The organism is Cupriavidus sp. BIC8F (genome assembly GCF_032465815.1).
Classification (GTDB): domain Bacteria; phylum Pseudomonadota; class Gammaproteobacteria; order Burkholderiales; family Burkholderiaceae; genus Cupriavidus; species Cupriavidus necator.
The window spans coordinates 3,257,082-3,278,667 of the sequence record NZ_CP136094.1 but is presented as its reverse complement, the minus strand read 5'-3'; the positions used below and the strand labels follow the sequence as shown (position 1 = coordinate 3,278,667).

The following is a 21,586-nucleotide window of genomic DNA, read 5'->3' as shown; positions in this document are numbered from 1 at the left end:
CTCCATGAAGGAAGTCGCGTTGTCTGGCCACGCGTCCCATACTGCCATTGCTCGCTGTCGATGAGGAGGTAAAGAATGGTCCGCTGGCCGCAGTGGAGATCGTTGAACCACAACTTACCAGAATGATTGCGTTGGGCGTTACACGTCACCATCCGATTTAGCGAGCTGCAAGGCTGGTGCTGTCCCAGCTTCGCGTACTAGTGCCGCGCGTCGTGAAAGGCGGTAGCTGACACAGACAAACACTTGGTCATTGCGATTTCCGGAGGCTCCATTTCCCGGCGTCTTTGCCGTGATTACGGACACTGCCTGGTTAAGAAAACAACGCATTTTTTTAGCCTGTTTGGTCTGGCGAATCTGGTGGCTTGCCAGGAAGCTATTGTTGGCAATCAGTCCTGGCGCGCAAGCGCACCAAAACTGGCCTGAAACGAGGGAAAAGCATGGCGAAGATTGCCAGCTTCTCCCTCATCGTGAAACGCCAAAGCTAAAGCCGTGGCGGCGTCATACGAAGAAGACCTCGTTGATCAGCAATTCCTTAGATCTCCTACGACATTTGGGCCTTAGACCGCAGTATGCCCGCCGTCAGCCATCACCAACGCGCCGGTGATGAAACTGGACCTGTCCGAAGCAAGGAAAGCGATGACCTCGGCGATTTCGGCGGGTTGTGCGGCGCGGCCCAGAAGATTATTCCGTGCTTATCCGGTTAGCTCCCAGACCTACTAGATGTAGTGGGTAGCGATTTTTTGGCATAGAGCTCGGCATAGGTCGGCGCGGTGACGTCACCAGCGATGCCGAGCAGGGAGCGAAACGCGTTGAAGGGATAGAAACGGCGGTTGAAGCGGAAAGTGAATTCGTTGAGATAGGCTTGTAGGTGCTGCGGGCTGACACCGTGATGAATACCGCGCAGCCAGGTCTTGAGATTGGAGAACACAAGGTGAATGATCGGCAGGAAGGTTTCGGCCACTTGCATGTCACCGCGCTGCGCGATGGCGATATGGCCATAGCCGCGCTCGCCCAGCTTGGCATAACCGCTCCAGTCGTCGGTGATGATGGTTGCGCCGGATGCAACGGTACGCTCGATGAATCCGTCCAGCGACCGGGCACTTCGGTCAGGAACCAGAGCGAGCCGAACTCGTCCGGCATACCGTGCGCTCTTGCGTTTGTTGCGGCTGCCGGCAAGCTTGCGTTGCCGAACCTCGACAGCGCCGGCCACAAGAACCATGTCGTGCACGCCCCTGCCTTTGCCGCGCCCACCGACGTAGGCCTCATCGGCCTCGACGTGTTCCTCAGGCTTGCCACCGATCCGATCCTGGTCGGGGCGCACCATGCCGGCGCGCAACTTGTGGAGTATCTGGAAGGCGGTCTCGTAACGCGACAGGCCGAGTTGGCGCTGGAACTGAACGGCCGACATGCCAGGCGTCTGACTGGCGACCAGATACGCCGCCCAGAACCAAACCGACAGCGGTGTGTGCGTGCGCTCCATGACGGTGCCAGCAGTGAGGCTCGTGTCGCGTGTGCAATGGCGACAACGGAAAACGCCGGGGCGCTTGGCAAAGCGATACGGCTCACCAAGCAAGCCACAGTGGTCACAAATGAACCCATCGCTCCATCGAGCGCGCTCAAGGTAGGCCATGCATGCCGCTTCGTCTGGAAACATCCGCTGAAACTCCGGCAGCGAGCCTGGAAACGGCAGATCGCCTCGGTCAAGCACGTCAATAACCATGGTTGCCCCGGGTTGGCACAGATGCCCAACATACTATCGGTAGAAGGCTTGGGAGACAACCGGATAAGCACGGATTATTCTTGCCGTGCTCCGCTAAGAACTCACGGCCGTTTGGCATTTGGTCGTCCAGGATGCCAGTGATGATGTCACCTGGGCCGACCGCATTGACACGTACTCCGTGCTCTCCGTTCTCCACAGCCATCACCCGGGTTAGTTGCGCGACCGCGCCCTTAGACGCCGCATACGCAGCAATGGTAGGCAACGCCACTACGCATGCATAGGACCCCAAGTTAACGATCGCTCCTCGCTTGGCCGGAACCATCACGCGCAGCGCTTCGCGAGCGTGCACAAACATGCCGCGAGCGTTGATTGCCATAATGCTGTCCCAATCCTCCACGCTGGTCTCGGTGACCAGGTGGTTAACAATCCGCGCGGCGTTATTGACCAGAATATCCAGGCGACCGAACCGCTCCATGGCCAGCCTTACCGCGGACTGAGCTGTTGCCTCAAGCGATACGTCGCCCACCAGCGGCAGCACCTCGCTATCGATCGCCAAGTCACGAACATCCGACTTGATGTCCTCGGCGATCACGCGTGCTCCGCGGGCATGCAGCAGTTCCACGGTGGCTCGCCCGACTCCGCCGGCAGCGCCTGTCACGATGGCCACGCGGCCTTCCAAATCACGTTCGATATTTTTGGTTTGCATGTTGTTTAAACTCCAACGATTAGAGAAGTTGTATAAGTGCGCACTCCTCAACGGGAGTGGCCACCTTCGGCAAAGACGTCGCGCTCTCGGGCACCGTCGGTAAAGGGGTCAGGCTTACGTGCGCCCTCGCTGAAAGCATCGAACTCGCGGGGGTCGACGGCCCGACCACCCTGCGTGAAGGTATCGAACCTGTCTTCGACTGCCGCATGGGCCGGCATGGCGTACATAGCCGCCATCATCGCCGTAGCGCCGACGGTCAGGATGGTGCGTGTGATAAGGACTCTCATGAAGATGCTCCAGATGAAAATTGAAAGTTGCAGCTTGAAACAGTGCTAGTCGAAGGCTAGTTGCTTGCGCTGCTCTAAGAGCGTTAGCGGTCCGAGCCTCCTTGCCTTAAAGTCTAGGAAGCGGAGGCGCCGCGGAGAATGAACGATGCTCTGCGATGCTTGCCTAATTCTCTTTTTGCTCAGGGCATCATGGGGTCTCAGCCATGTCGCGATCCTTAGATGCTTCCCAGCCACCTCCGAGGCTCCGCACGAGCGAAACCGTTGCCAGAGCGCGCAAACCGGCCACCTGATTGGCTTGGCGCTGCGATTGCAGCACGGTGCGGTCGGCGTCGATCACGCTCAGGTAATCGACCGCGCCGGCGTCATAGCGGCTGCGCGAGATCCGCGCCGCCCGCCTGGCGCCGCCAAGTGCACTGTCCAGCGCGCCGGCCTGCTGGCTCAGCCAGCGCACGTCGGCCAGGCTGTCCTCGACTTCGCGGAATGCGACCAGCACGGTCTGCCGGTAGCCGGCCACGCTTTCCTCGTGCGCGGCACGGGCACCGGCGAGGTTGGCGCTGTTGCGCCCGCCATCGAATACGGTCTGTGCGATGGTGGAGCCGATCAGCGGCCCCAGCATCCAGGTGCGCGATGACCACTTGAACAGGTTCGACAGGTCCGCCGATTCAAAGCCGAACAGGCCGGTCAGCGTGATGCGCGGGAAGAACGCCGCCTTGGCCACGCCGATGCGCGCGTTGGCCGCGGCCATCTGGCGTTCCGCCGCGGCGATGTCGGGGCGGCGCTCCAGCAGCTCGGACGGCAGCCCCGCGGGAACCGCGATCGGCGCGGCGTCGAACGGGCGCGCCGGCAGCGAGAATGCCGCCGGCGGCACGCCGGTCAGCACCGCCAGCGCGTGCTCCTGGTTGGCGCGGCGGCGCTCGATGCCGGCCAGGTCCGCGCGCGCGGTGCCGAGCTCAGCTTCGGCACGGGCGGGATCGAGGTCGGTGGTTTCACCGGCGTCATAGCGCTTCTTCAGCAGCGACAGCGCATCCTCGCGCAGCTTGATGGTGGCGTTGAGCAGGTCGCGCTCGCTGTCCAGCGTGCGCAGCGCGAAGTACGCCTGCGCCACGTCGGCCTGCAGCGCCAGCTGCACCGAGCGATACAGGTCCTCCGCCGCCTCGCCTTCGGCGCGGGCGGCGTTGACGCTGGACGCGACGCGGCCGAACAGGTCGAGCTCATAGCTGGCGAAGGCGCGCGCCTTCAGCACCGTCTGCGGCGAGACCCGCGTGCCGTCGGGCAGACCCTGCGAGGCCGCCGACGGCTGGCTGCGCGTCGGGTCCAGCCCGACGCTCAGTTGCGGGTAGAGGTCCGCCTCAGTGGCGCCTGTGAAGGCGCGTGCCTGCTTCAGGCGGGCAGCGGCAATCGCCAGATCCTGGTTGGAACTGCCAGCCGCGTCGATCAGGCGGTCCAGTTCGGCATCGCCGAAGATCTTCCACCAGTCGCCGCGATGCTGGCCTTCGGCCGGCGTCGCGGTCTTCCATTGCGCGCCTTCGGCCTGGGCGGCCTCGGCCTCCTTGAAGGCCGGCACGGTGGCCGTTTCGGGCACTTTGTAGGTCGGGGCCAGCGAGCAACCCGCAAGGACCAGCGCTGCGGCCAGCGTCGCCAGCTTGGGCAGCTTATGCAGCCAGTTTGTTGTCAAAAATGCAGGGGCATTCATGTTGATCACCATTATTCAGCCGATGCCGTCAGTTGCGCGCTTTGCTCTTGCGTAGCCGCGCGGCGCTGGCCGCGCGTGGCCAGCAGGCGCAGCGCCACATAGAACACCGGCGTCAGGAACAGCCCGAAGAAAGTCACGCCGAGCATGCCCGCGAACACTGCCACGCCCATGGCATGGCGCATTTCGGAGCCGGCGCCGGTGGAGATCACCAGCGGCACCACGCCCATGATGAAAGCGAACGAGGTCATCAGGATCGGGCGCAGGCGCAGGCGGCTGGCTTCGATCGCGGCCTGCACCACGGTGCGGCCGTGATGCTCCAGCTCGCGCGCAAACTCCACGATCAGGATCGCGTTCTTCGCTGACAAGCCCACAAGCACAATGAAGCCGATTTGCGTGAAGATGTTGTTGTCGCCCTGCGTGAGCCACACCCCGGTCATTGCTGCGAGCAGGCTCATCGGCACGATCAGGATCACCGCCAGCGGCAGCGTCAGGCTTTCATACTGGGCAGCCAGCACCAGGAACACCAGCAGCACGCACAGCGGGAAGATCCACACCCCCGCATTGCCGGCCAGGATGTCCTGGTAGGTCAGCTCGGTCCATTCGAACTTCATGCCCTTGGGCAGCGTCTCGGCGGCAATGCGCTCGGCCGCGGCCTGGGCCTGGCCCGACGAGAACCCGGGCGCGGGCCCGCCGTTCATGTCGGCGGCGGTAAAGCCGTTGTAGCGCACCACGCTGTCCGGACCAAAGCCTTGCTTGACCTGCACCAGCGACGACAGCGGCACCATGTCGCCGGCGGCGTTGCGCGTCTTCAGTTGCAGGATGTCCTCGGCATGGGCGCGGAACGGCGCGTCTGCCTGCACCTTGACCTGGTAGGTCCGGCCGAACTTGTTGAAGTCGTTGACATAGGCCGAGCCCAGGTAGGTCTGCAGCGTGTCGAACACCTCGGTCACCGGCACGCCCAGCTGCTTGGCCTTGACGCGGTCCAGCCTGACGTCGAGCTGCGGCACGTTGACCTGGTAGTTGCTGAAGATGCCGGTCAGCTCGGGCGTGGCGCGCGCCTTGTTGGCAAACGCGTTGGTGGCCTCGAACAGCGCGTCATAGCCCAGCGCGGCACGGTCCTCGATCATCAGCTTGAAGCCGCCGATGGTGCCCAGGCCCTGCACGGGCGGCGGCGGGAACACCGCGATAAACGCGTCCTGGATCGCCGCGTACTTCTGGTTGAGCTGCTGCGCGATGGCCGCGCCCGACAGGTCGGCGCTCTTGCGCTCGTCAAAGGGCTTGAGCATCGCAAAGACGATACCCGCGCTCGGGTTATTGGTGAAGCCGTTGATCGACAGGCCCGGGAAGGTCAACGTGGATTCGACGCCGGGATGCTGCATCGCCACCTCCGACATTTGCCGCATGACCGCTTCGGTGCGGTCAAGCGAGGCACCATCGGGCAGCTTGGCGAAGCTCACCAGGTACTGCTTGTCCTGCGCGGGCACGAAGCCCTTGGGGACCACCTGGAACAGCACGGCGGTCAGCGCGACCAGGGCGAAGTAGACGCCGAACACGGCAGTCTTGCGAGACAGCACGCGTTTGACGCCCGTGGCGTACTTGCCCGAGCCACGCAGGAAGAGCTGGTTAAAGCGGGCAAAGAATCCACCCAGTACCTGGTCCATGGCGCGCGTCAGCGCATCCTTGGGTGCGTGATGCGAGCGCAGCAGCAGGGCCGACAACGCCGGCGACAACGTCAGCGAGTTGAACGCAGAGATGATGGTCGAGATCGAGATCGTCAGCGCGAACTGCTTGTAGAACTGCCCCGTCAGGCCGCCCATGAAGGCGAGCGGCACGAACACCGCGATCAGCGTTAGCGCGATGGCGATGATGGGGCCGCTCACCTCGCGCATGGCCTTGTAGGTCGCCTCCTTCGGCGTCAGTCCTTCCTCGATATTGCGTTCGACGTTTTCCACCACCACGATGGCGTCATCGACCACGATACCGATGGCCAGCACCAGCCCGAACAGCGACAGCGCGTTGATCGAGAAGCCGAAAGCATGCATTACCCCGAAGGTGCCGACGATTGACACCGGCACTGCCAGCAGCGGGATGACCGACGCGCGCCAGGTCTGCAGGAACAAGATCACCACGAGCACCACCAGTGCAATGGCTTCAAACAGCGTGTGCACCACTGCGTCAATGCTGTGCCGTACAAACTGGGTGGGATCGTAGGCAATGCGGTACTCAAGCCCCTCGGGGAAGTTCTGCTTCAGTTCTTCCATGGTCTTGCGCACGTCATCCGAGATCTGGATGGCATTTGACCCGGGCGCCTGGAACACTGGCACCGCGACGGCGGGCTTGTTGTCCAGCAGCGAACGCAGCGCGTACTCCGAGGCGCCCAGTTCGATGCGCGCGATGTCCTTCAGGTACGTGATTGCGCCATCCGGTGCAGTCTTGACGACGATGTCGCCAAACTCTTCCACTGTGCTCAGGCGACCCTGCGCATTGATTGAAAGCTGCAGGTCGGCCTCCGGCAACGACGGGGACTGGCCAATCACGCCGGCCGCCACCTGCACGTTTTGTTCGCGGATGGCTTTGACCGCATCGGCGGCAACCAGTTGGCGCTCGGCCATCTTCTCGGGGTCCAGCCATACCCGCATGGCGTAATCGCCGGCCCCATACATCAGCACCTGCCCCACGCCTTGAATGCGCGCCAGGCGGTCCTTGACGTTGATTAGTGCGTAGTTGCGCAAGTAGGTCATGTCATAACGGTCGTCGGGTGAGACCAGGTGCACGACCATGGTCAGGTCCGGCGAACTCTTGACCGTGGTGATGCCCAGGCGCCGCACGTCTTCCGGCAGGCGCGGTTCGGCCTGCGAGACGCGGTTCTGCACCAACTGCTGGGCCTTGTCCGGATCGGTGCCGAGCTTAAAGGTCACGGTCAGCGTGAGTAGACCGTCGCTGTTGGACTGCGACGACATGTAGAGCATGTCCTCGACACCGTTGATCTGCTCTTCCAGCGGCGTGGCCACGGTTTCTGCGATCACCTTCGGATTGGCGCCCGGGAACTGCGCACGCACCACCACCGATGGCGGCACCGCTTCCGGGTATTCCGAGGCGGGTAACCGAAACATTGTTATGGCGCCGACCAGTAAGATCAGCACCGACAAGACGCCGGCAAAGATCGGCCGGTCAATAAAGAATCTGGAGAAATTCATGATGGACTCCGTGCAGCGGGCAATGCCCTCCCCGTCGCGCCCGCGGATGCGGGCGCGATAGCAAGGACCAGGGAAAAACTGGCGGTGGGACTGCGGGGGATCAGGCAGCCGGCTCGGGAAAGCGCTGTGCGGACGCGTTGCGCTCGCCAGCCGGCGCCACGGCAGCTCCTGGGCGCGCCATCATTCGTACCGTCGTGGGCGTGACGGTGTCACCGGGCCGCACCCGTTGCAGCCCGTTGACCACGATCCGCTCGCCCGCCTTCAGACCGGCGCGGATCACGCGCAGCCCCTCGTATGAGGGACCCATCGTTACCTCGCGGTATGACAGCCGGTTGGAAGGGTCCACCACAAGCACGAACTTCTTGCCTTGGTCGGTGCCGACAGCCCGGTCGCTGATCAGCACAGCGTCATGCGGGGCGCCGCCGCCCAGCCTGAGGCGGGCGTAAAGCCCTGGCATCAGCCGGCCATCGGCATTATCGAAGACTGCGCGCACGCGGATGGTGCCGCTCTTCGGGTCGAGCCGGTTGTCGACTGACTGGAGGTGTCCCGCGTGCGGATGGCCCTCTTCGTCAACCAAGCCCAGCATCACCGGGACGCTGCCCTGCTCGCTGCGCGCGCTCGCTGCCGCGGCTGCACCCAATGCGGTGTAGCGCAGGTAGCTCTGCTCGTCGATCTCGAAGCTGGCATAGACCGGGGACACCGACACCACCGTGGTCAGCGGCGGCGAGGCTGCGCCCGGCGCCACCAGGTTGCCCACGGTGATTTCAGCGCGCGAGACCCGGCCGGATACCGGCGCGCTGACGCGGGTATAGGCTAGATTCAGGCGCGCCACATCCAGTGCCGCCTGCGCAGCGCGCACGTTGGCGCTGGTCTCGCGCGCGGCGTTGATGCGTTCATCGGACTCGCGGCGCGAGATCGCGTTATCGTCCAGTAGCCGCTGGGCGCGCGCCTGTTCGCTCTGGGCGTGGGCGGCGCGGACCTGCGCGGCGGCCAGCGCGGCTTCGGCGCGGGCCACTTCCGCGGAATAGGGGCGCGGGTCGATGGAGAAGAGCGGATCGCCCTTCCTCACAAGCGCGCCTTCGCGGAAGTGCACGGCATCGATCGTACCGGCCACGCGCGGCCGGATTTCGACTCGGTCCACCGCTTCCAGGCGGCCGGAAAACTGATCCCATTCGGTAATGGTCTGGCCCAGCGCTGCAGCCACTTCAACCGCAGCGACCGGCGCAGGCGCGACCGCGCGGGCTTCGCCGCTGTGCGGGCCAGTCCACAGGAGGGCGCCGCCGGCGCCGGCTAGGGCCAGCGCCGCCAGGGCCAATATGTGCATTTGCTTGACTCGTTTCATTTGCTAGCTCCGCTCCAGCGCCGTCGTGCGACGCCCGGACATTGACAAGGGAAAGGCAAGGGGAAAACTCGGCATCGGGGGACGTCGCGACACGGCCCGCCATCGATGCAGCGAATCTTAGGAAGGACAACCCGATCCGCGAATGCCCGTTCGTCGCCAACGCTTGCCCATTTCTCCAAATCTGCGGATGCGGAGTTTCAGGACAGCCGTGCGCGCGCTCCGGCGTGCGCTGCACCGGCGCACGCTGGCGCCAGTTAGAGAGAATCAGGCAAGCACTCTGGAGCTTTGCTCTACCGCCACGCAGGCCCGCGTTCCTACCATGACGTCATCCCCGCCGCCGGCTGCACGGCCATCCCGGCAACGCCATCGGTAGCGGGCAGACGACAACACCCAAGGAGTTGACATGAGCAAGATCTGGTTCATCACCGGCGCAGCGCGCGGCATTGGCGCCGAGATCGCCCGCGCGGCACTGGCCGCCGGCGACAAGGTCGTGGCCACCGGGCGCGACCGCGCTAAAGTGGCCGAGGCCTTCGCGCCGTATGGCGAGCGCGTGCTCGCGCTGGCGCTGGACGTCTCCAGCGCGCCGCAGGCCCTGGACGCGGTGGCGCAGGCGGTGGCGCATTTCGGCCGCATCGACGTGCTGGTAAATAACGCGGGCTATGGCCAGTTGGGGATGTTCGAGCAGAACACGCCACAGGACATCACAGGGCAGTTCGATACCAATGTCCACGGCACCTTCCATGTGACGCGCGCGGTGCTACCGGTAATGCGACGCCAGCGCAGCGGCCGCATCCTCAACTTGTCGTCGATCGGCGGCATGATCGGCTTCGAAGGTGCCTCCGTCTATTGCGCGGCCAAGTTCGCGGTGGAAGGTTTCTCGGAGTCGCTGGCGCTGGAAGTCGCTCGCTTTGGCATCCACGTCACCATCGTCGAGCCGGGTTTCTTCCGCACGGATTTCCTTGATGGCAGCTCGGTGCGCTACGGCGCTCTGGAGATCGACGACTACGCTCAGGCCTCCGCCTCAATGCGCGGCGGCTACGACAACTACAGCCACCAGCAGCCCGGCGATCCCGTCAAACTGGGACGCGCCCTGGTGCAGCTTGCGGGGGCCCCAAAGCCGCCGCTGCGCTACGCCGCCGGCAGCGACGCACAGCAATACCTGAACGGCAAGCTCGACACCGTGCGTGCCGAACTGGCCGAATGGAGAGTGCTGTCGCTATCGACCGACCACGACGACGTGGCCGCCGCCTGATCGACGGCCTGATGCAGCTTGTGCCCGCGCTGCTTAGGCGGGCTGGCCAGTCAATATCCCAGGAAAAAAAGACAATGAGCAACGCCCCAGCTGGCATGCGCTTGGCTCACCCGCCGCATGCCGATACGGCCCTCGCCGCCGCGGGCTGGCAGGCCCGCATGACGGAACTGATGCTGGAATTGGCCCCGAACGAGGGCTACACCCAGACGGTCATCGACGGTGTGCGGCTGATACGCGCCGACCGCGCGCTGCCGCGCCAGCCCGTCCTGTACGAGCCGAGCATCGTGGTGGTCTGCCAAGGCACCAAGCGTGGCTATCTCGACGAGGCGGTATACCTGTACAACGCCTGTCATTACCTGGTGCTGGCCGCACCGCTGCCGTTCGAGGCAGAGACCCTCGCGAGCGCACAGCATCCGCTGCTGGCCATCTCGATACGGATCGATCTGAATACCGCAGCCGAACTGGCACTGTCCATCGGCGACCTGGCCCGGCCGGCCTCGCGCGCCGCCGGGATCTGCTCGTCACCGCTTGACGACCGACTGGCCGATGCCGTGCTACGCCTGATGAAGTGCCTGGGGTATCGCAACGAGGCCCGCGTGCTCGGTGCCGGGATCCTTCGCGAGATTTATTTCCGCGTGCTGACGGGCGAGAACGGCGACAGCATCCGCGCGGCGCTCTCGCATCACGGCCACTTCGCCAGAATCAACCGCGCCTTGAGCCGCATCCATGGCGAATACGACCAGGATCTGAGCGTGAGCGCGCTGGCCGATGAGGCCAGCATGAGCCTGGCAGCATTCCACGCGGCCTTCAAAGCGGTGACCCATACCTCGCCGATCCAATACCTGAAGAAGACGCGGCTGCACAAGGCGCGGCTGCTGATGGTGCAGGACGGGCTGAACGCGTCGGTCGCAGCGGCGCGCGTGGGCTATGAAAGCGCCTCGCAGTTCAGCCGCGAGTTCAAACGGCTGTTCGGGCGCAGCCCTAGCCTGGAGGCGGCACAGATGAGCCAGCTGTTGTCGGTGGTGCCAGTGGATGAGCGCGGCGCGCGTTCATCGAGCAGCCACTATGTGATCGTGGATTGATAGCTTCGTAACCGAGGAGCACACCATGGACTGCAAGACGGCAATCGCGATCGTGGGTGGATGGGTCGGAATGTGCCTTGGCGCCGGCTGGCTGGCGGGGGAAGTCGCTCATTGGCTGACGATGTAGGGCTGTCCAAACGTGCAGTCAGGCGCTTAGTTCCGCGCCTGCGCCGATGGGATCTCAACCCTCGCCCGCAGCGCCATCGCCTCCTTCATAAAGCGCGCCTCTTCCACCGGGCTACGGCCAAAGAAGCGCTTGAACTCGCGGCTGAACTGCGAGGCGCTCTCATAGCCGACATTGCTGGCGGCGAGCGCGGCATTCTGCCCGCCCTGGATCATCAGCATGCGCGCCTTATGCAGCCGCGTTGCCTTGATGTACTGCAGCGGCGAAGTGCCGGTCACCGATTTGAAGCCGGCATGGAATGCGGCCACACTCATTGCGGCGGCGTCGGCCAGGGTCTCGACTGACAGCGGCTCATGGTAGCGAGCATGGATCAGCCGAAGCGCTTTGCCAATCCGCCCGAAGCTGCTCTGGTGGGCCAGCGGGGCGCGCAGCGCGGCGCTGTGCGCCCCGCTCAGCACGCGATAGTAAATCTCGCGGATGACCGAGGGTGCTAGCACCGTGGTTTCCTCCGGCGACACCAGCGCTTCCAGCAGCCGCACTACCGCGTCCCCAAGCCTGTCGTCCATCGGCGTGGAGTTGATGCCCATCGCATCGGCATCGCTTGACGGAGCTCTGACCTGCATGGCAAGGTCTGCCAGTACCGCAAGGTCAACCCGAATGGATATTGCGAGCATCGGCTCCTCAGGCGACGCCTCTGTCTGCGACTCGAACGCCAGCGGCAGGGACAGCACCAGGTAGTGCTGCGCGTCATACACGTACTCGCGGTCGGCGAAGAAGCCGCGCTTGCGGCCCTTGCAGACAACGATAATGCAGGGCTCGTACAGCACTGGCGTGCGCGGCAGCGGGCCGTTGGCGCGCAGGAACTTGACGTCGTCCAGTGCGGACAGGGTATAGCCCTCGTCTGGCGCCAGCACGCCAATCAGGTCGGCCATGCGCGCTTCCCTGGTGTGGCTAGGTGCAGGAAGATAGCTCATCGGTGACAGAAATCCGGCAAGTTGCGGCCTAACCGATGCTACCGCAAATTGCCGTCTGTGCGAACAATGCCGCGACGCCTATGCCGCCTCGATGAGAAGCTTGCCGCGCACGTGCCCGCCCATGCTCCTGGCCAAGGCCCTGGCGGCATTGGCGCGCGGGTAGACCGCCGCGTTTTGCGTGCGCAATTCACCGGATGCGTAGCTCTGCGCGAATGCAGTGAACTGCTCCGCGTCGGCGCGCGTGGCAAAGTGCCGCCCTTGCGCACCGGCCGCGCGGGCGCGCTCGCGATCCGGCCTGGCGTCGGTGGACACCAGCATCCCGCCGGGCCTGAGCACGGGCCATGAACGCGCCTGCGTGTCACCGCCCACCAAATCCAGCATGAAAGTACTTACTTTGGCAATTGGCGGAATGCGGCTTGCGTCTCCGGGAATCGCTCCCAGAACCTGTTCGACACCGGAACGAGCCGGCTCCGCCATTCCAGACTCTCGGCGGGGGATGCGATCCAGATGTTCGCGCCGGCCTTTGCGTGTGATTTCATCACCTTCTCATCATCCACAAGCATGTCCGCCCATCTGTCTGTCACCTCGAGTTGGACGGCATCGCGTATCCTTCGCTGCTGTGCTGGCGAGAGCCCCGCGAACCAGTCAGCATTGGCCACCACTGCGTACGTGATGAACATCAACCCTGGCACGAGGGCGGCATGGCTCGCCCTCTTACCCACCGCTGACGCCCATCCGCCCGGGGAGGTAAACACTGCATCGAGTTTCCCAGCTTCCAGCGCGCGGCCGATTTCCGGGATTGGTATGACGACGGGATCAGCATCCAGACTGCGCATGACTTCCTCGTATATGCCGGGTCCGGCGACTCTCACTCGCAGCCCGACAACGTCGGCAACTGCTCTTACATCCTTGTTCGGCAGAACAAAGAGCTGATCAGCTCCGCGCATTAAACCAAGCACAATCAGTCGTTGGCCACTCATGTAGCTCTGTAACAAATCAACGACTGCCCGGCGCGTCTCCGTCTTGGCCATACTCTTGTCGTCGATGCCAAACGGAAGATTGATAAAGCCTGCGCGCGGATCGATGGCCTCGAGATGAGAGGCGTTTACCCATGCGATATTGACCTGACCAGACCGCACTGCATCGAGAGAGGCCTTTCCAGCCAGAATCTTTCCGCCCGGATTGACATCAACCTGCATTTCACCCCCGGTTGCGCCAGAGATCGCCCGCGCAGTTGCCGTTACATAAGGCTCCCGAGGATGTCCTGATGGCATGTCCTGAACCATCGTCACATGCCCGACCACCTCTGCTGCACTGCCATCGGTGCAAGTGAGTCCGATCGACATGGTTAAGTACAGCGCGATACGTCTGAGTTTCAAATAGCCTGGCTTCATTTCATCTCCTTTATTTCCGTCTTTGTAATAGCCGTGCCTTCTAGTGTCGTGGCGGCGATATGTTCATATCCCTCTTCTCCCGCCGCTCACGAGTTGCCCCTGCGAACATGGCGCTGCCGATCGAGCGGGCTTGCCCGACCAGCCCACGGCGGAAGGTCAGCACGCAGATCACGAAGATCACGCCGGTCACCATGGTCACCGACTCGCCCAGCGTGTTGAACCAGCCGATGCCGGTGGCCGACGCCAGGAAGCTGCCGATATCGCCCAGCTTGTTCTCCAGCGCGACCACCACGAAGGCACCGACAATCGGGCCCGACAAGGTGCCCAGGCCGCCAACCAGCGTCATCAGGATGACCGAGCCCGACATCGACCAGTGCACGTCGGTCAGCGTCTCGAAGCCCAGCACCAGCGCCTTGATCGAGCCGGCCAGCCCAGACAGCGCCGCCGACAGCACGAAGGCGGTCAGCTTGAAGCGGTCGACGTCATAGCCCAGCGAGATCGCGCGCGGCTCGTTCTCCTTGATCGCCTTCAGGATCTGGCCGAACGGCGAATGCACCGTGCGCACGATCAGCGCAAAGGCGGCGACGATGATCGCCAGCGCCACGTAGTACAGCGTCAGGTCGTCCGACAGCGGCAGCACCCCGAACAGCTTGCCGCGCGGGATGCCCTGCAGGCCGTCCTCGCCGCCGGTGAACGGCGCCTGCAGGCAGATAAAGAACAGCATCTGCGCCAGCGCCAGCGTGATCATCGAGAAGTAGATACCCTGCCGGCGGATGGCCAGCGAGCCCACCACGTAGCCGATCAGTGCGCCGGTGGCCGTACCCAGGATCAGGCCGAGTTCCGGCATCACGCCCCAGACCTTCATCGCATGGCCTGCCGCATAGCCGGCGCCGCCGAAGAAGGCAGCGTGGCCGAACGACAGCAGCCCGGTATAGCCGATCAGCAGGTTGAAGGCGCACGCAAACAGCGCGAAGCACAGCACCTTGAGTACGAACACCGGATAGGCGCCCGCCATCGGCGCGGCCAGCAGGGCCAGCAACAACAATCCGTACAACAGTTTCTTCTGCACGCCTTGTCCCTTTCCTGTCTGCCCCGCGTTGCCCGCAACCGTGGTTTGCGTCGATGGTGTGGATGGTGCGCTCATTACTTCTCCTTCCCGAACAGCCCGGCCGGGCGCAGCAGCAGCACGATCACCATGATGAAGAACACCACGGTCGACGATGCTTCAGGATAGAACACCTTGGTCAGGCCCTCGATCACGCCCAGCCCCAGGCCGGTCAGGATCGAGCCCATGATCGAACCCATGCCGCCGATCACCACCACCGCGAACACGATGATGATCAGGTTCTGCCCCATCAGCGGCGAGATCTGGATCACCGGCGCGGCCAGCACCCCGGCAAACGCAGCCAGCGCCACGCCGAAGCCGTAGGTCAGCGTCACCATCAGCGGCACGTTGACGCCGAAGGCCTCGACCATCTTGGGGTTCTCGGTGCCGGCGCGTAGGTAGGCGCCCAGCTTGGTCTTCTCGATCACGTACCAGGTGGCAAAGCACACCACCAGCGACGCCACCACGACCCACGCGCGGTAGTTCGGCAGGATCATGAAGCCCAGGTCGGTCGCGCCCTGCAGCGCGTCCGGCGTCGAGTACGGCAGCCCCGACACGCCGTAGGTCGAGCGGAAGATGCCCTCGATCACCAGCGTGATGCCCAGCGTCAGCAGCAGGCCGTAGATATGGTCGAGCTTGTAGATCCAGCGCAGCATGGTCTTCTCGATCACCACGCCCAGCGCGGCCACGACCAGCGGCGACAGCAGCAGCATGATCCAGTAGTTCAGCCCGGCGTATTCCATGCCCATCCAGGCCAGCACCGCACCGAGCATGAAGAGCGCGCCGTGCGCAAAGTTGATGACGTTGAGCAGGCCGAAGATGACCGCGAGGCCCAGGCTCAGCATGGCGTAGAAGGCACCATTGACGAGCCCCAGCAATAACTGCGACATCAGGGCGGGTAGCGGAATTGCGAGTAGGTTCATGGGGCGATCCTTATACGCCTAACAGTTCATGCAACACCGGCATCTTGGCCTGCAGCTCATTGGCCGCAAAGCGTTCGACGATGCTGCCGTGCTCCATCACGTAGAAACGGTCGGCCAGCGGCGCGGCAAAGCGGAAGTTCTGCTCCACCATCACCACCGTGTACCCCTTCTGCTTGAGCATCAGGATCATGCGCGCGAGCGCCTGCACGATCACCGGTGCCAACCCTTCCGAGATTTCATCGAGCAGCAGCAGGTTGGCGCCGGTGCGCAGGATGCGCCCGACCGCCAGCATCTGCTGCTCGCCGCCGGACAGACGCGTGCCCTGGCTCTGGCGGCGCTCCTTCAGGTTCGGGAACATCTCGTAGATATCCGCCTCGCTCATGCCCTTGCTGGTGTCGGCGCCCTTGAGCACCGGTGGCAGCATCAGGTTTTCTTCGCATGAGAGGCTGGAGAAGATCGCCCGCTCTTCGGGGCAATAGCCAATGCCGTAGTGCGCGATCTTGTGCGTGGGCAGGCTGATGGTCTCGTGGCCATTGACCTTGATCGAGCCCTTGCGCGCGCCGGTCAGTCCCATGATCGCGCGCAGCGTGGTGGTGCGGCCAGCGCCGTTGCGGCCCAGCAGCGTGACCACTTCGCCGCGGTTCACGGTCAGGTCCACGCCGTGCAGGATGTGCGATTCGCCGTACCAGGCGTGCAGGTCCCTGATCTCAAGCGCGGGTGTGTTGGCGGGTGTGTTCAATGAAGTCATGTGTCGTTCCCCCGGCCGTCTCAGTGCGCGCCCTGCAGTTCCGCGTCGACGGTGCCCATGTAGGCCTCCATCACACGCGGATCCTTCGAGACTTCCGCATACGGCCCTTCGGCCAGGATCGCGCCACGCTGCAGCACGGTGATCTTGTCAGCGATCGACGAGACCACGCTCATGTTGTGCTCCACCATCAGGATGGTGCGGCCCGCCGAAACCATCTTGATCAGCTGCGTGACGCGGTCCACGTCTTCGTGGCCCATGCCCTGCGTCGGTTCGTCGAGCAGCATCAGCTCCGGCTCCATCGCCAGCGTGGTGGCAATCTCCAGCGCGCGCTTGCGCCCGTACGGCAGGTTCACCGTCAGCGTCTGCGCGAACTCGGTCAGGCCGACCTGCTCGAGCAGCTCCATGGCGCGGTCATTGAGCACGTCCAGCGAGCGCTCGCTGCGCCAGAACTGGTACGCCGTGCCGAGTTGCCGCTGCAGCCCGATGCGCACGTTCTCCATCACCGTCAGGTGCGGAAATACCGCCGAGATCTGGAACGAACGGATCACGCCGCGCCGCGCGATCTGCGCGGGCTTTTCACGGGTGATGTCGATGCCGTTGAAAAGGATGGTGCCGGTGGTCGGCTCCAGGAACTTGGTGAGCAGGTTGAAGCAAGTGGTCTTGCCCGCGCCGTTGGGCCCGATCAATGCGTGGATCGAGCCGCGGCGTACCCGGAGGTTAACGTCGCTGACTGCAACGAAGCCTTTGAACGACTTCTTCAGATCGCTGGTCTCGAGAATGAATTCCGTCACGACGGATTCCTTAGCAAAGGGGAAACAGGATTGAACGTACTGCTGAGAATCCCGCTTCGCACTCCGGACGCGGCCGAGTCCGTTGAGTGCGCCGATCCAAAGCGGGACTGGGGATATGGACCATATTGCGGGGGTCGGCTCATCAGCGGCCGAACAGTTCAGAGCCGTTCGACGGCCAGTGCAGTCGCCTCACCCCCGCCGATGCAGAGTCCGGCGATGCCACGTTTGAGATTGTGGCGCTCCAGTGCGCCCAGCAGCGTGACAATAATTCGTGCACCTGTGGCGCCAATCGGATGACCAAGAGCACAGGCGCCTCCGTGAATGTTGACCACGTCATGCGCCAGCCCCAGATCTTTCATTGCGATCATGGTCACAACGGCAAAGGCCTCGTTGATCTCGAACAGGTCAACCTCCGTCGTGCGCCAGCCGGTCTTTTCCATCACGGTGCGCAGCGCGGGGACGGGCGCAGTCGCAAACTGATTTGGAGCGTGTGCGTACGTCGCGTGCGCCACGATAGACGCCCTGACGGGTAGCCCCAGCCGCTCGGCTGTCGACAGGCGAGTCAGCACCAACGCCGCAGCACCATCTGAAATCGAGCTTGCATTGGCGGCCGTGATAGTGCCGTCCTTGCGAAACGCTGGCTTCAGCGTCCGAAGCTTGTCCAGGGATGCCTTCTGAGGCATCTCGTCATCCGTGATAACCGGCTGCGCGACGCTGCCGCCGAGGTCGACCGGCACGGACTCGCTGCGGAACGCACCGGTCGCGATCGCGCTCCGTGCACGGGAGAGCGACTCGGCAGCGAATGCATCCTGCTGCGCTCTGTCGAATCCATAGGCGGCCGCACTGTCTTCAGCAAAGCTGCCCATCAGACGGCCGGGCTCATAGGCATCCTCCAGACCGTCGAAGAACATATGGTCTTTCAGTTCGGCGTGACCGAGCCGAAGACCTGCACGGGCCTTGGCGACCAGGTAAGGAGCATTGGTCATGCTCTCCATACCTCCGGCCACTGCCACTTTGGCGCTGCCGGCCAGGAGCAGGTCATGTGCGAGCATGACGGCCTTCATGCCTGACCCACACATCTTGCTGAGGGTTGTACTCCCCGTTGTAATGGATAGCCCTGCGCCAAGCGCCGCCTGCCGCGCCGGCGCCTGGCCCAGCCCTGCTGATAGGCAATTGCCCATCAGCACTTCACTCGCGGCATCGAGTGCAACGCCGGCACGTTCGACTGCGCCCCGAATGGCGATGGCGCCGAGACGTGTAGCGGAAACGTTCTTCAGATCGCCCTGAAAGGCGCCAATCGGTGTCCGGGCGAAGCCGGCGATGACTATCGGATCGTGCTTCATTGCAAGTTCTCGTCTTGATGGTGGGCTAAGCTGGTCGGTGTTGGGAATTCGATGCGTATTCCCGATCTCGCAGGACACGCCGCAGAATCTTCCCGCTCACTGTCTTCGGTAGTGCGTCGACGAATTCGACAGCGCGCGGATATTTGTATGGCGCGGTTGTGCGCTTGACGTGCTCTTGCAGCTCCTTGACAAGCTGCTCGCTGGGCGGAACTCCCCCCAATAGCACAATGAAGGCCTTCACGATTTCCCCCCGCTGCGGATCGGGGCTTCCAACCACCGCGCACTCCACAACCGAGGGGTGCTCTGAAAGCGCGTTCTCTACCTCCATCGGGCCGATGCGGTAGCCGGCGGAACTGATAATGTCGTCGGTCCGACCAGCGTAGAAGCAATAGCCCTCCTCATCGACGTAGGCCAGGTCACCAGTGAGAAAGTACTCAACGCCGTCATGAACGACCCGAGTCGAAGCGGTCCTGTCGGGATCGTTCCAGTAGCCAAGCATGAGCTGTGGATTGGGCAGCCGCAGAGCCAATTGGCCCTGCTCACCGGGAGGAAGAGGCGCCCCGGTGTCGTCCAGAATTGCTACGTGCGTGCCCGGCAAGGGGAGCCCCATTGAGCCGGGCTTTGACGCGTTGGACATGGAATTGGCGATAGTCATCAGCGTTTCCGTCTGCCCGTAAGCTTCGATCAACGGGATCGCGGTAGCTGCCTGCCAGCGCCTGACCACCTCCGGATTGACAGCCTCGCCGGCAGACAAGGCAAGACGGAGGCGACTCAGGTCGTGCGAGTCGAAGCACTCGTTCACAATATGCCGGAATTCTGTTGCCGCGCCGCAGAATACGGTCACCCCATAGCGGGCCAGGAGCGCAAGCCGCGTCGCGGGGTCGAAAGCACCCTTGTAGAACAATACGGCGCTGCCGGCGGACCAGGGACCAAAGAGGATGCTGGTACCTGCCTTGCTCCAGCCGGTATCCGCGGTGCACCAGATCAAGTCGTTCTTGCCCAGTCCCTGCCAGTACCACGCGGAAATCCGCCAGCAGTAAAGCGCGCGCACGGCGTGAGTCACGCCCTTCGGCATACCCGTGGACCCGGACGTGTAGTAAATGATCGCAGGATCGTCAAGCTGGCTGTCGACCGAATCGAAGGAGTCGGATTGGCCGGCGACGGCGTGGTCGAAATCGAGCCAACCTGGCGCGCCTCCGACGGCTACGCAGACTTTGAAATCTTGGGTACTGGCGAACTTGGTGACGTTTTCGCCATGTGTGACGACACCCGTCGCGCCAGCATGGCTCACGCGATAGGCGACATCTTTCGCGGTCAGCATGTCGATGCAAGGAATGGGTATCGCACCTAGCTTGATGCAGCCCACCATGGCAATCTGCCAGTGCGGCAAACGGGGCAGCATCACCAGGATACGATCGCCGCGCTGAACGCCCTGGGCGCGCAAGAGGTTCGCAAATTGGTTGGACAGCGCGCTGATCTCGCTGAACGAGAACCTGCGCTCGTTGCCCGACTCATCGCACCAGATTAGAGCGAGCTTGTCCGGCGCCCGGCGCGCCCAGGCGTCGACCACATCCCGGCCGAAATTGAACGTATCGGGCAGACTCCATGCGAAGTCGCCGCGGGTTGCTTCGGATTCCAGCTTCAATATTGTCATCATTTGTCTCCTGGAGGATGCGCGCTCTCTTGGCGGGCTCCGCGTGGGCGTTCAGCCTAGATCACCTCTCTTGCCTTGAGTCCCGCCAAGGCAGCCTCGTCATAGCCCAAGGCGCCGAGGATCTCCGCGTTGTGCTCGCCCAACTGCGGTGGCGGAGAGCGCATCGCGCCCGGCGAGGCGGAAAACTTGATGGGGAACCCAAGCTGTGGAATACGACCTTCGACCGGATGGTCGATGTGAAGCAGCATCTGCCGGTGCCGCAGCTGAGGCTCATCAAAGGCCTCGGCCATGCTGTTAACCGGCGCCGCCGGAATATCCGCAGCGGCCAGGCGTCGCGCCCATGAATCGCAAGTCGCCTCGGCAAATTTTTCCGAAAGCAGCGCGTACTGCTCCCGCGCGTCATCACCGTCGGGCCATTGACGGGTTTTCAGGTCCGGGCGCTCGATCAGGTCACAGAAACGGTGCCAGAAGTGATCCTCGATAATGCCAAGGCTGATGTGGCGTCCGTCCCTGCACCGGTAGACGTTGTAGCAAGGGGCACCCCCAATGAACGGCCGCTCGCCGCCCCTCGGCTCCATGCCAGAGAAGAGATAGTCCGCGGCGTGATAGCACAGCCAGCTCACCAGGCCATCGACCATCGAGATATCGACAAACTGCCCGTGCCCACTGGTCGCGCGCGCCTGCAATGCCGCCAGTATCCCGAACGCTGCCATCAGGGAGCCGCCGCCAACATCGGCAATGGAAAGGCCGGGCACAAGCGGCCCAGTCGCCGGCGTCCCGAAGAGTTGCAGCGCGCCAGTCATCGCCATGTAGTTGAGATCATGGCCAGACGCCTGGGCGGCAGGACCGTCCTGGCCGTATCCCGAGATCGCGCAATAGACCAGCCGCGGATTTGCGCGTTCCAGGATCTCGTAGTCCAGGCCGAGTCGCTTCATGACGCCCGGTCGGAAGCCTTCGACGATGACGTCGGCCTCCTCCGCCAGCCGGAGAAAGATCGCCTTGCCTTCGGGGGTCTTCAGATTCAGTGTCAGGCTGCGCTTGTTGCGGTTGAGCAGCAGGAAGGAACCGGATTCCGCCTTGTTGATCGGCGCGAACTGCCGGTTGTAGTCCCCCGCCCCCGGCTGTTCAATCTTCAGGACGTCTGCGCCGTAGTCTGCTAGGAGTTGCGTGCAGAAGGCGCCGGGAAGGAGACGGGTCAGGTCCAGGACCTTGAGGTCTTGCAGTGCGGCTGGCATTAATTTTCTCCGGATC

The 21,586-nt window shown here is 63.5% G+C and carries 18 protein-coding genes and 1 pseudogene; 2 read left to right on the top strand and 17 right to left on the bottom strand.

Going from position 1 to position 21,586, the window contains the following annotated elements:
* Positions 1–557: 557 nt before the first annotated feature.
* The 7 genes and pseudogenes from RS901_RS15170 to RS901_RS15140 form a co-directional block, all read right to left on the bottom strand.
* Positions 558–677 (bottom strand): annotated as a pseudogene (locus RS901_RS15170) (SDR family oxidoreductase); the annotation flags it as partial.
* Positions 678–700: 23 nt separating this feature from the next.
* The gene (locus RS901_RS15165) at positions 701–1,720 is read right to left on the bottom strand and encodes an IS1595 family transposase (RefSeq protein ID WP_316149621.1); all 1,020 of its coding nucleotides are present in this window, start codon (positions 1,718–1,720) and stop codon (positions 701–703) included.
* Complete coding sequence (locus RS901_RS15160) at positions 1,710–2,426, bottom strand: SDR family oxidoreductase (protein WP_316149620.1); 717 nt, start codon at positions 2,424–2,426, stop codon at positions 1,710–1,712. The genes RS901_RS15165 and RS901_RS15160 overlap by 11 nt, the downstream gene beginning before the upstream one ends.
* Positions 2,427–2,473: 47 nt before the next feature.
* Positions 2,474–2,713, bottom strand: a complete 240-nt coding sequence (locus tag RS901_RS15155) for a hypothetical protein (RefSeq protein WP_316149619.1) — start codon at positions 2,711–2,713, stop codon at positions 2,474–2,476.
* A gap of 187 nt (positions 2,714–2,900) precedes the next feature.
* The gene (locus RS901_RS15150; RefSeq protein WP_316149618.1) at positions 2,901–4,406 is read right to left on the bottom strand and encodes an efflux transporter outer membrane subunit; all 1,506 of its coding nucleotides are present in this window, start codon (positions 4,404–4,406) and stop codon (positions 2,901–2,903) included.
* Positions 4,407–4,417: 11 nt separating this feature from the next.
* Complete coding sequence (locus RS901_RS15145) at positions 4,418–7,603, bottom strand: efflux RND transporter permease subunit (RefSeq protein WP_316149617.1); 3,186 nt, start codon at positions 7,601–7,603, stop codon at positions 4,418–4,420.
* Positions 7,604–7,703: 100 nt separating this feature from the next.
* A complete protein-coding gene (locus RS901_RS15140) occupies positions 7,704–8,945 on the bottom strand; it encodes an efflux RND transporter periplasmic adaptor subunit (RefSeq protein ID WP_316149616.1) in 1,242 nt (413 codons plus the stop codon).
* 403 nt (positions 8,946–9,348) lie between these two features.
* Between RS901_RS15140 and RS901_RS15135 the strand changes: the two genes are divergently transcribed.
* Both RS901_RS15135 and RS901_RS15130 read left to right on the top strand, forming a co-directional pair.
* Positions 9,349–10,197 (top strand): oxidoreductase, encoded by an 849-nt coding sequence (locus RS901_RS15135; RefSeq protein ID WP_316149615.1) that lies wholly within the window; start codon positions 9,349–9,351, stop codon positions 10,195–10,197.
* A 95-nt stretch (positions 10,198–10,292) separates the two neighbouring features.
* The gene (locus RS901_RS15130; protein ID WP_410054176.1) at positions 10,293–11,279 is read left to right on the top strand and encodes an AraC family transcriptional regulator; all 987 of its coding nucleotides are present in this window, start codon (positions 10,293–10,295) and stop codon (positions 11,277–11,279) included.
* Between the two features lie 153 nt (positions 11,280–11,432).
* Here the strand turns inward: RS901_RS15130 and RS901_RS15125 are convergent, their stop codons facing one another.
* The 10 genes from RS901_RS15125 to RS901_RS15080 form a co-directional block, all read right to left on the bottom strand.
* Entirely contained in the window at positions 11,433–12,335 is a 903-nt protein-coding gene (locus RS901_RS15125; RefSeq protein WP_316149614.1) for an AraC family transcriptional regulator, read from the bottom strand.
* 120 nt (positions 12,336–12,455) lie between these two features.
* Complete coding sequence (locus RS901_RS15120; protein WP_316149613.1) at positions 12,456–12,758, bottom strand: zinc-binding dehydrogenase; 303 nt, start codon at positions 12,756–12,758, stop codon at positions 12,456–12,458.
* An 8-nt stretch (positions 12,759–12,766) separates the two neighbouring features.
* Positions 12,767–13,771, bottom strand: a complete 1,005-nt coding sequence (gene dctP, locus RS901_RS15115) for a TRAP transporter substrate-binding protein DctP (RefSeq protein WP_316149612.1) — start codon at positions 13,769–13,771, stop codon at positions 12,767–12,769.
* 40 nt (positions 13,772–13,811) lie between these two features.
* Complete coding sequence (locus RS901_RS15110; protein ID WP_410054119.1) at positions 13,812–14,915, bottom strand: branched-chain amino acid ABC transporter permease; 1,104 nt, start codon at positions 14,913–14,915, stop codon at positions 13,812–13,814.
* Positions 14,915–15,799, bottom strand: coding sequence for a branched-chain amino acid ABC transporter permease (locus RS901_RS15105; RefSeq protein WP_316149611.1), 885 nt, complete (start codon positions 15,797–15,799; stop codon positions 14,915–14,917). The genes RS901_RS15110 and RS901_RS15105 overlap by 1 nt, the downstream gene beginning before the upstream one ends.
* A 10-nt stretch (positions 15,800–15,809) precedes the next feature.
* Positions 15,810–16,547, bottom strand: coding sequence for an ABC transporter ATP-binding protein (locus tag RS901_RS15100; protein WP_316149610.1), 738 nt, complete (start codon positions 16,545–16,547; stop codon positions 15,810–15,812).
* A gap of 20 nt (positions 16,548–16,567) precedes the next feature.
* On the bottom strand, positions 16,568–17,338 hold the full coding sequence (locus RS901_RS15095; RefSeq protein ID WP_316149609.1) for an ABC transporter ATP-binding protein: 771 nt from the start codon (positions 17,336–17,338) through the stop codon (positions 16,568–16,570).
* Between the two features lie 158 nt (positions 17,339–17,496).
* Positions 17,497–18,681 (bottom strand): acetyl-CoA C-acyltransferase, encoded by a 1,185-nt coding sequence (locus tag RS901_RS15090; protein ID WP_316149608.1) that lies wholly within the window; start codon positions 18,679–18,681, stop codon positions 17,497–17,499.
* A 25-nt stretch (positions 18,682–18,706) separates the two neighbouring features.
* Complete coding sequence (locus RS901_RS15085) at positions 18,707–20,338, bottom strand: acyl-CoA synthetase (protein ID WP_316149607.1); 1,632 nt, start codon at positions 20,336–20,338, stop codon at positions 18,707–18,709.
* A 53-nt stretch (positions 20,339–20,391) separates the two neighbouring features.
* Entirely contained in the window at positions 20,392–21,570 is a 1,179-nt protein-coding gene (locus RS901_RS15080; protein WP_316149606.1) for a CaiB/BaiF CoA-transferase family protein, read from the bottom strand.
* Positions 21,571–21,586: the final 16 nt, after the last annotated feature.

Excerpts from the sequence above, each read along its gene's own strand:
- RS901_RS15120 (WP_316149613.1), bottom strand. The coding sequence starts at position 12,758 with ATGCTGGATTTGGTGGGCGGTGACACGCAGGCGCGTTCATGGCCCGTG.
- RS901_RS15100 (WP_316149610.1), bottom strand. The coding sequence starts at position 16,547 with ATGACTTCATTGAACACACCCGCCAACACACCCGCGCTTGAGATCAGG.
- dctP (WP_316149612.1), bottom strand. The coding sequence starts at position 13,771 with ATGAAGCCAGGCTATTTGAAACTCAGACGTATCGCGCTGTACTTAACC.
- RS901_RS15150 (WP_316149618.1), bottom strand. The coding sequence starts at position 4,406 with ATGAATGCCCCTGCATTTTTGACAACAAACTGGCTGCATAAGCTGCCC.
- RS901_RS15165 (WP_316149621.1), bottom strand. The coding sequence starts at position 1,720 with ATGGTTATTGACGTGCTTGACCGAGGCGATCTGCCGTTTCCAGGCTCG.
- RS901_RS15140 (WP_316149616.1), bottom strand. The coding sequence starts at position 8,945 with ATGAAACGAGTCAAGCAAATGCACATATTGGCCCTGGCGGCGCTGGCC.
- RS901_RS15090 (WP_316149608.1), bottom strand. The coding sequence starts at position 18,681 with ATGAAGCACGATCCGATAGTCATCGCCGGCTTCGCCCGGACACCGATT.
- RS901_RS15145 (WP_316149617.1), bottom strand. The coding sequence starts at position 7,603 with ATGAATTTCTCCAGATTCTTTATTGACCGGCCGATCTTTGCCGGCGTC.
- RS901_RS15160 (WP_316149620.1), bottom strand. The coding sequence starts at position 2,426 with ATGCAAACCAAAAATATCGAACGTGATTTGGAAGGCCGCGTGGCCATC.
- RS901_RS15130 (WP_410054176.1), top strand. The coding sequence starts at position 10,293 with ATGCGCTTGGCTCACCCGCCGCATGCCGATACGGCCCTCGCCGCCGCG.
- RS901_RS15085 (WP_316149607.1), bottom strand. The coding sequence starts at position 20,338 with ATGATGACAATATTGAAGCTGGAATCCGAAGCAACCCGCGGCGACTTC.
- RS901_RS15125 (WP_316149614.1), bottom strand. The coding sequence starts at position 12,335 with ATGGCCGACCTGATTGGCGTGCTGGCGCCAGACGAGGGCTATACCCTG.
- RS901_RS15080 (WP_316149606.1), bottom strand. The coding sequence starts at position 21,570 with ATGCCAGCCGCACTGCAAGACCTCAAGGTCCTGGACCTGACCCGTCTC.
- RS901_RS15105 (WP_316149611.1), bottom strand. The coding sequence starts at position 15,799 with ATGAACCTACTCGCAATTCCGCTACCCGCCCTGATGTCGCAGTTATTG.
- RS901_RS15135 (WP_316149615.1), top strand. The coding sequence starts at position 9,349 with ATGAGCAAGATCTGGTTCATCACCGGCGCAGCGCGCGGCATTGGCGCC.
- RS901_RS15110 (WP_410054119.1), bottom strand. The coding sequence starts at position 14,915 with ATGAGCGCACCATCCACACCATCGACGCAAACCACGGTTGCGGGCAAC.
- RS901_RS15155 (WP_316149619.1), bottom strand. The coding sequence starts at position 2,713 with ATGAGAGTCCTTATCACACGCACCATCCTGACCGTCGGCGCTACGGCG.